The organism is Longimicrobium sp., from assembly GCA_036389135.1.
Classification (GTDB): Bacteria; Gemmatimonadota; Gemmatimonadetes; order Longimicrobiales; family Longimicrobiaceae; genus Longimicrobium.
Genome location: DASVQP010000035.1, coordinates 1 through 12,796 on the forward strand (window position 1 = coordinate 1; position 12,796 = coordinate 12,796).

The following is a 12,796-nucleotide window of genomic DNA, read 5'->3' on the forward strand; positions in this document are numbered from 1 at the left end:
TGGAGGACCGTTGTCCGGACGGCTCGGTGTCTCCCGTCGCCGGTCGCCACCCGCCCGTAGCTACGGAGGTGTACCGTCAACTCCTCCGGCGGGACTTTCACCCGCAAGAACACGCCGCCTTTGCACGGCGCACCACAGAGAACACAGAAGGAACTGAAAGCCACAGAGAACAACCTTCTTTGCTGTTCTTTCTCTGTGTCTCTGTGTCTCCGTGTGAGCCCGCGGTTGCAGTTCTCCCGCGCCTCCGCGTCTCCGCGTGAGCCATGCAGTTACGATCTCGGACTACTCCTCGGACTCCGTTTGTTCGGGCCGGACTCGCTTGCGGGCCGGGCGCTTCCCTTCCTTGCCGAGGGCGCTCAGCTCGCTCGGAGCGATCACGCGCCACTTGCCGGACGGCAGCTCGCCCAGCTCCACTGGCCCGAACCGCCGGCGCGTGAGGCGGCGCACCGGGTGCTCGATGGCCTCCATCATCCGGCGGATCTCGCGCTTCTTCCCCTCGCGCAGCACCACCCGCACGCGAAAGACGTCGACGTCCACCGGGTGAAGGCGCTGCACCTCCTCCGCCTTGGCGAGGCCTTCCTCCAGTTCCACGCCCTCCAGCAGGCGCTCCATCTCGTGGTTCGTCAGCTTCCCCTCCACGTCCACCAGGTACTCCTTGGTGGTGCCAAAGGAGGGGTGCAGCAGGCGGTTGGAGGTGTCGCCGTCGTTGGTGAGCAGCAGGAGCCCCTCGCTGTCGCGGTCCAGCCGGCCCACGTGAAAGAGCGAGTGGTACTTCTCCGGCAGCAGGTCGTAGATGGTGCGGCGGCCGAAGTTGTCGTGGCGGCTCGTGACGTAGCCCTTGGGCTTGTGCAGCGCCAGCCACACCGTCTCCTCCAGCGCCACCGCCTCGCCGTCCACCGTCACGCGGTCCTGCCCCGGGCGCACCTTGGTGCCGGGAGTCGTAACCTGGTGGCCGTTCACGGACACGCGTCCCTGCGCGATCAGCTCTTCGCTGGCGCGGCGGCTGGCCACGCCGGAGCGGGCCAGGTAGGCCTGCAGGCGTACGGGCTCGCCGCTCTCCTGCGGGGGGCGCTCACCCCGGGGGGGCTTCGGCATCGGGACCTGCTCCAGGTTCTCGGCGGGCCAGCACCACCGGAAGCTCCTCCGGTCTCGGAAGGTCGTCCAGCGTGCGGAACCCGAAGTGTTGAAGGAAAAACGTCGTCGTACCGTACAGCAGGGGACGGCCCAGCCCTTCGCCGCGCCCCACCACGTCCACCAGACCGCGCTCCTGCAGCGTCTTGAGCACGCCGCCCGCGCCCACCCCGCGGATCTCCTCCACCTCGGCGCGCCCCACCGGCTGGCGGTACGCGATGATGGCGAGCGTCTCCAGCGCCGGGCCGCTCAGGCGGTGCGTGGCCGGCACCGAGTCGAAGCGCTCCAGCACCGGCGCGTACTCGGGGCGCGTGAGGAGCTGGAATCCGCCCCCCACCTCGAACACGGTGAAGGCGCGCTCCTGCCGGTCGTACTCCGCGCGCAGCTCGGCGACGGCGGCCTCCACGCGCTCCTCGTCCAGCTCCTCGTCCGCCCGCGCCAGCTCCGCCGCGCTCAGCGGAGACTCGCTGGCGAAGAGGAGCGCTTCCACGATGCGGCTCGCCCTCACGCTACCCTTCTCGCGGGCGGCCCCGGTAGATCCAGAGCGATGCAAAGGGCGCCGCCTGGCGCACGCGCACCATCGACCGCTTCGCCATCTCCAGGCACGCCAGCAGCGACGCCACCGCGTGGATGCGCGTCCCCCAAGGCATCACCAGCTGCGCGAACTCCACGCGGCGCGAGTGGTGGAGGGCGGCGGCGATCTCGTCCATCTTGTCCTCGATCTTCACCTCGCGGCCGCGCACGGTGTGCACCGGCTCGTCGGCGCCCAGGCGCTCGGCCATGCGCAGGGCGGCGCTCCACACCTCGTCCCACGACGTGTCCAGCGGCAGGTCGGCCAGCCGCGGCGCGGACCGCACCTCCACGAAGCCGCGGGCGAAGAGACGGCTGCGGTCGCGCTCGGCCTGCTCCAGGAGGCGCGCGGCCTCGCGGAAGTGCTCGTACTCCAGCAGGCGCCGCACCAGGTCGGCGCGGGGGTCCTCCCCCTCCTCGTCGTCCGCGCGGCGGGGAAAGAGCATCTGCGCCTTGATCCTCACCAGCGTCGCCGCCATCTCCAGGAACTCCCCGGCCCTCTCCAGCTCCCACCGCTCCAGCGTGCGGATGGCGTCCAGAAACTGCTGCGTGATCCGCGCGATGGGGATGTCGAAGATGTCGACGTCCTGGTTGCGGATCAGGTGCAGCAGCAGGTCCAGCGGCCCGGAGAAGCGCTCCAGGTCGATCTCGAACGGACCCCGGACCGCCGACTCCGCCGCGGCCGTCATGCCGCCAGCGACGCGAGGCCCCAGAAGACCCCCCCGATCCGATTGACCACCGGCCAGAGGAAGTCCAGCATCCCGGTGAGCAGCAGCCCCCACAGGATCAGGAACCCGTACTGATCGAGCTGGCGGTACGACTCGCGGGCACCTGTGGGAAGGTAGTGGTACAGCACCTTGGAGCCATCCAGCGGCGGGATGGGAAGGATGTTGAAGAAGATCAACCCCAGGTTCACCTGTATGCCGGCTTCGATGAAGCTGAGCACGGTCGCGGCAACGGTGCCGTCGGCTGGAAGGCCGCCCACGACGGCGAAGAACACGGCAAGCGCGACGGTGAAAAGGATCACCAGCACGAAGTTCATGAACACGCCGGCCAGCGACACCAGGATGTCGCCCGTGCGGTAGTTGCGCAGCTTGCGCACGTCCACCGGCACCGGCTTCGCCCACCCCAGCAGCGGGATCCCGCCCCCCAGCGTGGCGAGCGCGGGAAAGAGAAGGCTCCCGATGGGATCGATGTGCGAGCGCGGGTCCAGCGTGACGCGCCCCAGCCTCGCCGCCGTGTCGTCGCCCTGCCTGAGCGCGACCCAGGCGTGGCCGAACTCATGAAACGTGAAGGCGAGACAGAGAACCGGGAGGTAGAGCAGCAGGATGTTGAGCTTGTCGTCCATGCGCCCAAGCTAGCGGGGTGCCATACCCTTGTCAAAGTAGATGAAAGCGGGGCGCGGGTTGACACGCGGGGCGGTCGTGGGTATCTTTTCGGCTTCCGTTTTCCCGGGAATTTTTCCGCGAACACCATCGAGTGGCGCCTCGGCGCCGATCTGCTGGAGGCCAGCTTTGCCCAACGTCAAGTCCGCCGAGAAGAGGATGCGGACCAGCGCGCTCCGCAACGAGCGTAACCGCGCGTTCCGCTCCAAGCTTCGCACTGCCCTGAAGAAGGTCCGCGCCGCCGACACTGCCGACACCGGCAACGAAGCGTTCCGCGAGGCTGCCTCGCTGCTGGATCGTGCCGCCCACAGGCGGATCATCCACCCGAACAAGGCCGCCCGCGCGAAGTCGCGCATCCTGGCGCGCCTGAGCAAGCTGGCCGCCTAAGCCATCTTCTCCGTTCGCCGATGACGAAAGAGGCCCGCCGACGCGCTGTCGGCGGGCTTCTTCGTGTGGGCGAGGGCCCCCTCCCCCCGGCCCCCTCCCCCGCCTGCGGGGGCGCAGGGCGGGTGAGGGGGAGAACTGCCCTCCTAGCCGCACAGGTCCGGTAGGGGCGCGATTCATCGCGCCCACCCTCGCCCCGCCTCGAACGCCGCCCACCGCACTAATCCCGGTAGGGACAGACCTGCATGTCTGCCCGCCCTGTCCCCCACCTCGATCCTCGCCCCCGGCGCCGCAACCCTGTAGGGGCCGCCCCATGTGGCTGCCCGTGCCCTCCCCCGCGACGTCCCCCCGCACCCGGCGCCGACCGACGCAAAACGCCCCTCCCCCAGGTGGTTATTGGGGGAGGGGCCGCGAGTTCACGAGCGGGGGTGGGGGCCCGCCCCTACAGCTCCGACCCGCAGATCTCGCAGTACCAGGAATGCGGCTCGTTGATCGCGCCGCACTCCTTGCACAGCAGCGGCCCGCCGCTGCTCCCCGGCGCGGGCGAGTGGCCGGGGGCCGGCGTGCTGGAGGCCGGCGGCGGCGTGGCGGGGCGACCAGTGGCCGGTGAGCCGGAAATCGCGCGGTCCAGCTCCTCCAGGAACGCGAGATCGTCTTCCGCGAGGTCGCTCTTCGAGGCGGGCTCGGGAGTGGAGGAGCCCAGGGCGTTCAGGAACTCCAGCCCGTCGTCGCCGGTGGTGGCGGGGGTCCAGGACTCCTCGGTGCGCTCGGGAGAATCGAGCCAGGGGATGTCACCGCCGCCCACGTCCGTCCGCGGCGTCTCGGGCGCGCCGCCGAACTCGTTGACGAACGGGTCCCAGCTCGCCGCCGACGCCTCCTCGGCAGCCGGGGCCTCGGGCTGAGCGGGCGCGCTTGGATCGTCGAGGGAGATATCGTGGATCCAGCCGGTGCTCTCGCCAATGCCAACGGAGTCCTGTAAAGCGGCAGGCTCCGTTGCGGGGGCGCGGTCCGCGGGCTCCTCGGAGGCGAAGGCGGTCCGGGCGTCCGTCGCATCGCCGCCGACCTCGCCGGCTAGGGCGGAAAGGCGCTCCACCTCGCCGCCGATGCGGCGGGTCTCGGACCCGGCGGCGGCGACCTCGGATTCCAGGCGCTCGCGCTGCGCATCCCAGCTCGCGCCGTCCAGCTCGCCGATCAGGTTCCGCAGCCGCGCCTCCTCCAGCGCCTCGGAAGCCTGGGTGTGGCGCTCCTCGGCCACGCGGAGTTCGGCGCGCATCGACTCCAGGTTGCGCCCGATCTCCTCGCGGTGCTGCCCCAGCTCGCTGGTCACTCGGGCGAGGCGGTCGCCGTAGTCCTGGCGGACGCGCTCGGCCACGCGGCTGGGCGCGCCGTGCGACACCTCGTCCAGCTTCGCGATCCACGTGCGAAGCTGGTCGCGCTGCCGCACCAGGGCGTGGACCGGCGACGGCGCGCCGGCGGAGTTGTGGTCGGTCATGCGGAACCTCTCGGGAAGTTTGACGCGGCCGCCATCAGCCGCGGAACATGTCCAGGACCACACCCACCACCTCGGCGGCCGGCACCGGCTCCACCTGCGAGGTCGCGGGGAAGGCGGGGGGCTGGAAGAGGGAGCGCCCCGTGTTGCGGTCGTACGCGGTCCATCCGCCGTCATCCACCGCCGCAAGGGCCGCCATGGCGGGGTTCATCTTGGCGTCCAGGTCGTCGGCCATGTGCAGGATCATCGCCTCCAGCGTCTGCGGCTCCTTGGGCGACGCCCACTCCAGCCGCCCCTGGTGGCTGGCGATGAGGTGCTGCAGGTGGAGCAGCTTGTCCGGCCGGATGGCGGGGATCGCCTCGGCCTCGCGCGTCACGATCTGCAGGCCGATGAGGATGTGACCCAGGAGCTGCCCCTCGTCCGTGTACGAAAAGGTGCGCCGCGCCGCCAGCTCGCGCACCTTGCCGATGTCGTGGAGGATGGCTCCCGTCACCAGCAGGTCGCGGTCCAGCCGCGCGCCCTGGTTGAGGTAGTGCGAGCACATCCGGTCGCACGCCTTGGCCACGGAGATCGAGTGCTCCAGCAGGCCGCCCAGGTACGCGTGGTGGTTCTTCTTGGCCGCCGGATGGATGCGGAACTGCTTCCCCAGCGCCGTTCCCTTCCCCACGCAGCGCGTGAGGAGCGTGCGCAGCGCGGGGTCGCCCACGGAGTTGACCAGGAGGTCCAGCTCGCGCGCCATCTCGCCGCGATCGCGGGGACTGCACGGGATGAAGAACTCCAGGTCGTCCTCCACCACCTCCAGCGTCTCCGCCCAGGTGACGGTGAGCTGGAGCCGGTCGTTGTAAGTGCTCGTCTTGCCGCGCACGCCGATCACGTCGTCCGCGTCGAAGGCGCGGTCCAGGCGGTCGGCGTCGTCCCACACCTTGGCTTCGATGGTCCCCGTGCGGTCGCCCAGGACCAGGTGCAGGTAGGGCTTGGCGCTCTTGGTCTCCTTGCGCTGCTTCTCGTGAACCAGGTAGCACGCCGTCACGTCGCGCCCGTCCGCCAGGTCGCGCACCAGCGGCCAGGGGAAGGCGCCGCCGCAGAAGCCGCGCGGGTCCACGCGCACGGCCGAAGCGCGGGGGAAGGCGATGCTCATCACGCGCTCCACACGGTTGCGCCGCCCACGACGGTCCGCACCGCGCGGCAGCGGACGACGCGGCCCGCGAAGGGGGTGTTGCGGCTCATCGACAGGAAGCTCTTGGGATTCACCGTCCACTCCACGCGCGGGTCGAAGATCGTCACGTCCGCCGGGCTCCCCTCGCGCAGCGTGCCGCCGGGCAGGGAGAGGGCGCGCGCTGGCTGGCAGCTCATCCGCTCCACCAGCGTCGCCAGGTCGATCAGCCCCGTCTCCACCAGCTCGGTGTACGCGAGCCCCAGCGCCGTCTCCAGCCCCACGATGCCGTTGGGAGCGTCCTCGAAGGCCTGCTCCTTTTCGTCGTAGTGGTGGGGCGCGTGGTCGGTGGCGATCACGTCCAGGGTGCCGTCGCGCACGCCCTGGCGAACGGCGTCGCGGTCTGCCTCGGAGCGGAGCGGCGGGTTCATCTTTGCGTTGGTGCGGTACGAATCGACCGCCTCGTCCGTCAGCGTGAAGTGGTGCGGCGACCCCTCGGCCGTCACGCGCACGCCGCGCTCCTTGGCCGCCCGGATCAGCTCCACCCCGCCGCGCGTGGCGACGTGCTGGATGTGCAGGCGCCCGCCCGTGAGCTCGGCCAGCATCAGGTCGCGCGCGATCATCACGTCCTCGGAGGCGTTGGGGATTCCCGTGAGCCCCAGCCGCGTGGCGATGATCCCCTCGTTCATCGACCCGCCGCGCGAGAGCGTCAGCTCCTCGGCATGCACCGCGACGGTGAGGTCGAAGGTCTGCGCGTACTCCAGCGCCATCCGCATCATCCCGGCGCTGCTCACCGGGCGCCCGTCGTCGGTCACGCACACCGCTCCCGCCCCGATCAGCTCGCCGAACTCCGTGAGCTGCTCGCCCGCCTGCCCCATCGTGATGCACCCGCTGGGGTACACGCGCGCGCCATCCGCGCGCAGCCCCGCCGCGCGCACGAAGCCGACCGCGGCCGGCGAGTCGATCGGCGGATCGGTGTTGGGCATGGCGACCACGGCGGTGAAGCCGCCCGCCGCCGCCGCGCGCGCCCCGCTGCGGATCGTCTCCTTGTGCTCCTGCCCCGGCTCGCGCAGGTGCACGTGGACGTCGATCAGCCCCGGCGCCACGACGAGCCCGGAGGCATCGACCGTCTCGGCGCCCTCGGGTGCATCGATCCCCTCCCCCACCCGCGCCACCCGGCCATCGGCCAGCAGCACGTCCAGCACCGCGTCCATCCCCTGCGACGGGTCCACCACGCGCCCGCCGCGAATCAGCATTGCCGTCACGCCTCGCCTCCCGTCTTCGCCGCCTCGGCCCGCTCCGGCGCGCCGCCGGCCAGCAGGTAGAGGACGGCCATGCGCACGGCCACGCCGTTGGTCACCTGCTGAAGGATCACCGACTGCGGCCCGTCCGCCACGTCGCTGTCGATCTCCACGCCGCGGTTCATGGGGCCGGGGTGCAGGATGAGGATCTCGCGCGGGGCACGCTCCACCCGCTCGCGCGTGACGCCGAACACGCGGTTGTACTCGCGCAGGCTGGGGATGAAGCCGCCCTTCATCCGCTCCAGCTGCAGCCGCAGCACGTTGAGGACGTCGGCCCACTCGATCGCCTCCTCGATGCGCCGGAAGACGGTGACGCCCAGCGTCTGCACCTCGGCGGGGAGGAGCGTCAGGGGGCCGCAGACGCCCACCTCGGCGCCCATCTTCCGCAGGCCGTGGATGTTGGAGCGGGCCACGCGCGAGTGCAGCACGTCGCCGCAGATGCACACCCGCAGGCCCTCCAGCGGACCGCGGTGGTCGCGGATGGTGAGGAGGTCCAGCAGTCCCTGGGTGGGATGCTCGTGCTTCCCGTCGCCGGCGTTGACCACGTTGGACTTGATCCGCTCCGCCAGGAACTTCGCCGAGCCGCTGGCGCCGTGGCGGATCACGACCATGTCTATGTTCATCGCCTCCAGGTTGCGCGCCGTGTCCACCAGCGTCTCGCCCTTGGCCACCGACGAGCCGGTGCTGGAGATGTTCACCGTGTCGGCCGAGAGGCGCTTCTGCGCGAACTCGAAGGAGATGCGCGTGCGGGTGGAGTTCTCGAAGAAGGCGTTGACGATGGTCTTGCCGCGCAGCACCGGCACCTTTTTGATGGGCCGGTTGCTGATCTCCTTGAACGCCTCCGCGGTGTCGAGGATGGCGGTGATCTGCTCGCGGCTCAGCTCTTCCAGCCCCAGCAGGTCCTTGCCGAGGTACGGAGCGTGGGCGTGCGCCATCAGGCCTCCACCAGCTCTACGCCCAGGCTCCCGTCGATCTCCGGCACCAGCACCTCCACGCGCCCGCCCTCCGGCACCTCGGCCGTGAACCCCACCACGTCCGGCTGGATGGGGAGCTCGCGCCCGCCGCGGTCCACCAGCACCGCCAGCAGCGTCCTCCGCGGCCTTCCGAAGTCCGCCAGCTCGTCCAGCGCCGCCCTCACCGTGCGCCCGGTGTACAGCACGTCGTCCACGATGGCCACGATGCGCCCGTCGATCCCCAGCGTCGGCAGCCGCGTCGGCCCCACGACCGGGCGCGGGCCGATGCTCATCAGGTCGTCGCGGTAGAGGGTGATGTCCAGCGTCCCGGTCGCGACCGTCGCGCCGGTCGCGCGGATCTCGGCGGCCATGCGCTCGGCGAGCTGCACCCCGCGCCGGTGGATGCCCACGAGGATCAGCGTTTCGGCCCCGCCCGCGAGCTGCACCACCTCGCGCGCCATCCGCGACAGCGCCCGCTCCGTGGCGTGCGTGTCCATCAGGCTGCGCCGCTGCGGTTCGGTCATGGGCTGGTTCGGGAGTGCCGGAAAGGCGTGCGGAAGCGCCGTGAAGATACCGCGCAGAGAGGAGGGGTGTCAACGCGGAGAAAAAGCCTCACACAGAGGCCGCAGAGAGAACTACAAGACGCAGAGAACCCTTCCTTCCGTTCTTTCCGTACCCTCTGTGTCTCTGTGTAAGCCCGCTGTCCTACTGGCGGCGCCGGGCCCTGAAGAACGCTCGCAGCACGTCCCCGGCTTCCTGCGCGAGGACGCCGGCGGTGAGCTGCACGCGATGGTTGAGGCGGGGGTACTGCACGAGGTTCTCGAGCGAGCCGCACATCCCCGCCTTGGGATCGGGCGCGGCGTAGACGAGGCGCGGGATGCGGGCGAGGACGATGGCGCCCGAGCACATGGCGCAGGGCTCCAGCGTGACGTACAGCGTGCAGTCGAGGAGGCGCCAGTGCCCCGTCGCCTGCGCCGCGCGGCGGATGGCGACCATCTCGGCATGGGCGCTGGGGTCCTGGTCGGTGTGCGTGAGGTTGTGGCCGCGCGCCACCAGTTCGCCGCCGCGCACGATCACCGCGCCCACCGGCACCTCCCCCAGCGCCTCCGCCGCCGCGGCCTCCTCCAGCGCGATGCGCATCCAGCGTTCGTCGTCGGGCGTGTCCGTCATCGGCAGGCAGTGCGTTGGGCAAGTGGCGGAGCAGGGTCGGACGGGCAGCCACGCCGGGCTGCCCCTACGAACATATTCGTGTGGGCGGCCGGCGGAGCAGCATTGGGCACGGGCGCGATAAATCGCGCCCCTACAGGTCTGTGCCGTCTCGCCAGCGAGGAACGAGCGGGGGTGAGGGCCCCCCGCAACGCCACGACCCCGGCAACCATGGGTCGCCGGGGTCGCGGGTCCGAAACGCGCGGAGCGCGGCGTCCTCAGGTGGCGATCGCGGCGGTCTGCTCCTGGGTGAAGCGGCGGACCAGGCCCGTCACGCGCCCCAGCACCTCGAAGTCGTCGTAGTCGTGCACCAGGATCGGCGCGTAGTCCGTGTTGGCGGCTTCGAGGACCACCTGGCCGTCGCGGGCGAAGTAGCGCTTCACCGTGGACTCGCCGCCCAGCCGCGCCGCCACGATCTCGCCGTCCCTGATCTCCGACGGGTCCACCGGCTCCACCAGCACCATGTCGCCGTGGAGGATGCCCATCCCCTCCATGCTGTCGCCCTTGATCTCCAGCCCGAAGGCGTCGGCCGAGGCGACCAGCTTGCGGTCGATCTCCATGCGCTCGCTGACGTCCTCGCGCATCAGCGCCGGCTTTCCCGCGGCGATCTTGCCGTAGAAGGGCACCGAAATGACGCCCGGGGCCAGGTTCATCCCCAGGATCTTGACGCCGCGCGAGCGCGATGCGTCGCGCTCGATGTGGCCCTTGTCGGCCAGCGCCTGGAGGTGCTCGGAGACGGTCTTGGTGGACTTGATGGAGAACCGCTTGCCGATCTCGCGGATGCTCGGCTGGTACGTGTTGTCCTTGAGGTAGTCCACGAGATAGTTCAGGATGCGGCGCTCGATCTTGTTCAGCGGCTCAGGCATGGGGTGCCTCCGGGGACTGGGTCGGGGTCGTCCCTGAATGGGAACCGCCGGGCGGGCGCCGGGGTGGCGCGTGCTGGATGCAATGGAACGGGGCGACGTTCACGCGGCCGCCCCTCGTCCCTCACTCCTGCCCTGGCGTGCAGCCCCGGCGCGTAATGCGCGCCACACCGCTTGGCTGCTCAGGGCGCAACATAGGCGCGGTAGCAGTGCAAGTCAACATTTGTGTACTGAGCCCCGTTCACGCCATCCGCTCCCGCGCGGCATCGATCCGGGCCAGCGTGCGCTCGCGTCCCAGGAGCACGCCCACCTGGTCGATCCCCGGGCTGGCGGCGCTCCCCGTGAGCGCGATCCGCAGCGGCTGCGCCACCTTTCCGAACCCCACTCCCGCCGTCACCGCCGCGCCGCGCAGGGCGGCCTCGATGTCGGCCGGCTCCCACGCGTCCACCCCCGCCAGCGCGTCGCGGACGACCGCCAGGCGGGCGGAGGTCTCGGGGTCCTTCCAGTGCTTGGCGGTTGCCTCGGCATCGTACTCCAGCTCGTCTGCCAGGTAGACGCGCGCCTGCTGCGGGATCTCCAGCGCGGAGCGCGACCTCACCTTGAGGAGGTCGATCAGGTGGATGACGTAGTCTCGCCGCTCCTCCACCTCGTCCGCCGTCATCAGCCCCGCCTCCACAAGCAGCGGGCCGACGATGGGGAGGAGCTCCGCGGCGGGCTTCTTTGCCAGATACTGGCCGTTCATCCATTGGAGCTTCTCCATGTCGAACACGGCGCTCTTCTTGTTGATCCGCTCGACTGAAAAGAGCTCCGTCATCTCGTTCACCGTCATCAGCTCGCGATCGTCGCCCGGGTTCCACCCGAGGAGCGCGAGGAAGTTGACGAGCGTCTCCGGGAGGATGCCGAGCTTGGCGTAGTCGCCCACCGCGGTGGCGCCGTGGCGCTTGCTGAGCTTTCGGCCGTCCGCGCCCAGGATCATCGGCAGGTGCGCGAACTCCGGCACCGCCGCGCCGAGCGCGCGGTACAGCAGGATCTGCTTGGGCGTGTTGGCGACGTGGTCCTCGCCGCGCACCACGTGCGTGATGCGCATGTCGATGTCGTCCGAAACCACGGCCATGTTGTAGATGGGCGTGCCGTCGGTGCGCAGGATGATGAAGTCCTCGATGCTCTCGTTGTCGAAGCGGATGGCGCCGTACACCTGGTCCGTCCACTCGGTGGCGCCCTCGGGCACGCGGAAGCGCACGGTGAAGGGCGTCCCCGTGTCCGCGCGCGCGTCGCTCTCCGCGCGGGGGATCGCGCGGCACTTGCGGTCGTAGCGGTACTCCACGCCCGCGGCCTGGCGCTTGGCGTCCAGCTCCTCGGGCGTGCAGAAGCAGCGGTACGCGCTGTCCTCGGCCAGCAGGCGCTGCGCCTCGGCCGTGTGGCGCGGGAGGCCCTCGCTCTGGAAGTACGGGCCCTCGTTCCAGGTGAGCCCCAGCCAGGTCATCCCCTCCAGGATCGTCTCCGTGGATGCGTCGGTGCTCCGCTCGCGGTCCGTGTCTTCGATGCGCAGCACGAACACGCCCCCGCTCTGCCGCGCCATCAGCCAGTTGAAGAGCGCGGTGCGGGCCCCGCCGACGTGAAGGTAGCCGGTGGGGCTGGGAGCGAATCGTACGCGGATCGGGTCTGCCATCCTGTGTTTTCCTCGATTGAACGTGTGTGCCACAATTGCGGTGAAACTTACGCCCGCGCTGTACCGCGGCAAGTCGGACTCGCCACCCCCAACTTCCTGAACGGAGCGCCACGCAATCACCTGCCCCCACGACGCCGCATGTGCGCGTAGTGAAGGAGACGGGCTCCGCCGCCGGCACCGTCCTGCCCCATGTTCGGTATCTCGTATGTAGCGACCTACGCATTCGACGTTCACCGAACGCAGCTCCCGCCAATGCAAGCCTGCCACGTCTACATCCTCGCCAATCAAGAGCGCATGCTGTACATCGGCGTCACACGCGACCTCGCGCGCCGCATCAACCAGCATCGAACGAAGGCATTCCCGCGGAGCTACACCGCTGAGCGTGGCATCGATCGTCTGGTATACGTCGAAGCTTACTCGGAGCTCCGTGCAGCCCGTGCGCGCGAGCGGCAGCTGAAGGGCTGGAAGCGGATCAAAAAGGTGGAGTTGGTCAGTGCGGCCAATCCGGCGTGGCGGGATCTGGCCGAGACTTTCGGCTTGGTCGACCGCCAGGGTTAGGATGGCAGGTGCGGGAGACCTGCGAACCCATGCATGGAGTACGGAACATTGGATGGGACAGAGTGCGCGGCAGAGCCCGTTTCCTTCACTCCGCGCACAAGCTAGGGCGCGGGGCAGGCGGTGGCGCGGCGCTC

At 70.2% G+C, this 12,796-nt stretch carries 14 protein-coding genes; 2 read left to right on the plus strand and 12 right to left on the minus strand.

Features of this window, described 5'->3' with window-relative positions; translation table 11 throughout:
* Positions 1-282: 282 nt before the first annotated feature.
* From VF584_08190 to VF584_08205, 4 genes are read right to left on the minus strand one after another with little or no spacing between them, the layout of a single operon-like run.
* The gene (locus tag VF584_08190; GenBank protein ID HEX8210152.1) at positions 283-1,095 is read right to left on the minus strand and encodes a pseudouridine synthase; all 813 of its coding nucleotides are present in this window, start codon (positions 1,093-1,095) and stop codon (positions 283-285) included.
* Positions 1,073-1,639 (minus strand): SMC-Scp complex subunit ScpB, encoded by a 567-nt coding sequence (gene scpB, locus VF584_08195; protein ID HEX8210153.1) that lies wholly within the window; start codon positions 1,637-1,639, stop codon positions 1,073-1,075. Before scpB ends, VF584_08190 begins: the two co-directional genes overlap by 23 nt.
* A gap of 1 nt (position 1,640) precedes the next feature.
* Positions 1,641-2,390, minus strand: coding sequence for a segregation/condensation protein A (locus VF584_08200; protein ID HEX8210154.1), 750 nt, complete (start codon positions 2,388-2,390; stop codon positions 1,641-1,643).
* Entirely contained in the window at positions 2,387-3,049 is a 663-nt protein-coding gene (locus tag VF584_08205; GenBank protein ID HEX8210155.1) for a site-2 protease family protein, read from the minus strand. The genes VF584_08200 and VF584_08205 overlap by 4 nt, the downstream gene beginning before the upstream one ends.
* 166 nt (positions 3,050-3,215) lie before the next feature.
* Between VF584_08205 and rpsT the strand changes: the two genes are divergently transcribed.
* Complete coding sequence (rpsT, locus tag VF584_08210; GenBank protein HEX8210156.1) at positions 3,216-3,473, plus strand: 30S ribosomal protein S20; 258 nt, start codon at positions 3,216-3,218, stop codon at positions 3,471-3,473.
* Between the two features lie 439 nt (positions 3,474-3,912).
* Here the strand turns inward: rpsT and VF584_08215 are convergent, their stop codons facing one another.
* From VF584_08215 to gltX, 8 genes are all read right to left on the minus strand, one after another.
* Positions 3,913-4,962, minus strand: a complete 1,050-nt coding sequence (locus VF584_08215) for a hypothetical protein (GenBank protein ID HEX8210157.1) — start codon at positions 4,960-4,962, stop codon at positions 3,913-3,915.
* 34 nt (positions 4,963-4,996) lie between these two features.
* A complete protein-coding gene (locus tag VF584_08220; protein ID HEX8210158.1) occupies positions 4,997-6,097 on the minus strand; it encodes an HD domain-containing protein in 1,101 nt (366 codons plus the stop codon).
* Complete coding sequence (locus VF584_08225) at positions 6,097-7,368, minus strand: dihydroorotase (protein ID HEX8210159.1); 1,272 nt, start codon at positions 7,366-7,368, stop codon at positions 6,097-6,099. The genes VF584_08220 and VF584_08225 overlap by 1 nt, the downstream gene beginning before the upstream one ends.
* Before the next feature lie 5 nt (positions 7,369-7,373).
* Entirely contained in the window at positions 7,374-8,348 is a 975-nt protein-coding gene (locus VF584_08230) for an aspartate carbamoyltransferase catalytic subunit (protein HEX8210160.1), read from the minus strand.
* Positions 8,348-8,890 (minus strand): bifunctional pyr operon transcriptional regulator/uracil phosphoribosyltransferase PyrR, encoded by a 543-nt coding sequence (gene pyrR, locus VF584_08235; GenBank protein HEX8210161.1) that lies wholly within the window; start codon positions 8,888-8,890, stop codon positions 8,348-8,350. The genes VF584_08230 and pyrR overlap by 1 nt, the downstream gene beginning before the upstream one ends.
* A 181-nt stretch (positions 8,891-9,071) precedes the next feature.
* The gene (gene tadA, locus VF584_08240) at positions 9,072-9,536 is read right to left on the minus strand and encodes a tRNA adenosine(34) deaminase TadA (GenBank protein HEX8210162.1); all 465 of its coding nucleotides are present in this window, start codon (positions 9,534-9,536) and stop codon (positions 9,072-9,074) included.
* Between the two features lie 254 nt (positions 9,537-9,790).
* A complete protein-coding gene (lexA, locus tag VF584_08245; GenBank protein ID HEX8210163.1) occupies positions 9,791-10,438 on the minus strand; it encodes a transcriptional repressor LexA in 648 nt (215 codons plus the stop codon).
* Between the two features lie 238 nt (positions 10,439-10,676).
* A complete protein-coding gene (gene gltX / locus VF584_08250) occupies positions 10,677-12,104 on the minus strand; it encodes a glutamate--tRNA ligase (GenBank protein ID HEX8210164.1) in 1,428 nt (475 codons plus the stop codon).
* Positions 12,105-12,356: 252 nt separating this feature from the next.
* Here gltX and VF584_08255 point away from each other — a divergent pair, with 252 nt between their 5' ends.
* Positions 12,357-12,662 carry a GIY-YIG nuclease family protein gene (locus VF584_08255; GenBank protein ID HEX8210165.1) on the plus strand — a complete coding sequence of 102 codons (306 nt, stop codon included), beginning with the start codon at positions 12,357-12,359 and terminating at the stop codon, positions 12,660-12,662.
* The last annotated feature ends 134 nt before the right edge of the window (positions 12,663-12,796 follow it).

Bases quoted from the DNA above. Each gene is read 5' to 3' on its own strand.
- VF584_08190 (HEX8210152.1), bottom strand. From the start codon at position 1,095: ATGCCGAAGCCCCCCCGGGGTGAGCGCCCCCCGCAGGAGAGCGGCGAG.
- VF584_08200 (HEX8210154.1), bottom strand. From the start codon at position 2,390: ATGACGGCCGCGGCGGAGTCGGCGGTCCGGGGTCCGTTCGAGATCGAC.
- VF584_08205 (HEX8210155.1), bottom strand. From the start codon at position 3,049: ATGGACGACAAGCTCAACATCCTGCTGCTCTACCTCCCGGTTCTCTGT.
- VF584_08215 (HEX8210157.1), bottom strand. From the start codon at position 4,962: ATGACCGACCACAACTCCGCCGGCGCGCCGTCGCCGGTCCACGCCCTG.
- VF584_08220 (HEX8210158.1), bottom strand. From the start codon at position 6,097: ATGAGCATCGCCTTCCCCCGCGCTTCGGCCGTGCGCGTGGACCCGCGC.
- VF584_08225 (HEX8210159.1), bottom strand. From the start codon at position 7,368: ATGCTGATTCGCGGCGGGCGCGTGGTGGACCCGTCGCAGGGGATGGAC.
- VF584_08230 (HEX8210160.1), bottom strand. From the start codon at position 8,348: ATGGCGCACGCCCACGCTCCGTACCTCGGCAAGGACCTGCTGGGGCTG.
- pyrR (HEX8210161.1), bottom strand. From the start codon at position 8,890: ATGACCGAACCGCAGCGGCGCAGCCTGATGGACACGCACGCCACGGAG.
- tadA (HEX8210162.1), bottom strand. From the start codon at position 9,536: ATGACGGACACGCCCGACGACGAACGCTGGATGCGCATCGCGCTGGAG.
- lexA (HEX8210163.1), bottom strand. From the start codon at position 10,438: ATGCCTGAGCCGCTGAACAAGATCGAGCGCCGCATCCTGAACTATCTC.
- gltX (HEX8210164.1), bottom strand. From the start codon at position 12,104: ATGGCAGACCCGATCCGCGTACGATTCGCTCCCAGCCCCACCGGCTAC.
- VF584_08255 (HEX8210165.1), top strand. From the start codon at position 12,357: ATGCAAGCCTGCCACGTCTACATCCTCGCCAATCAAGAGCGCATGCTG.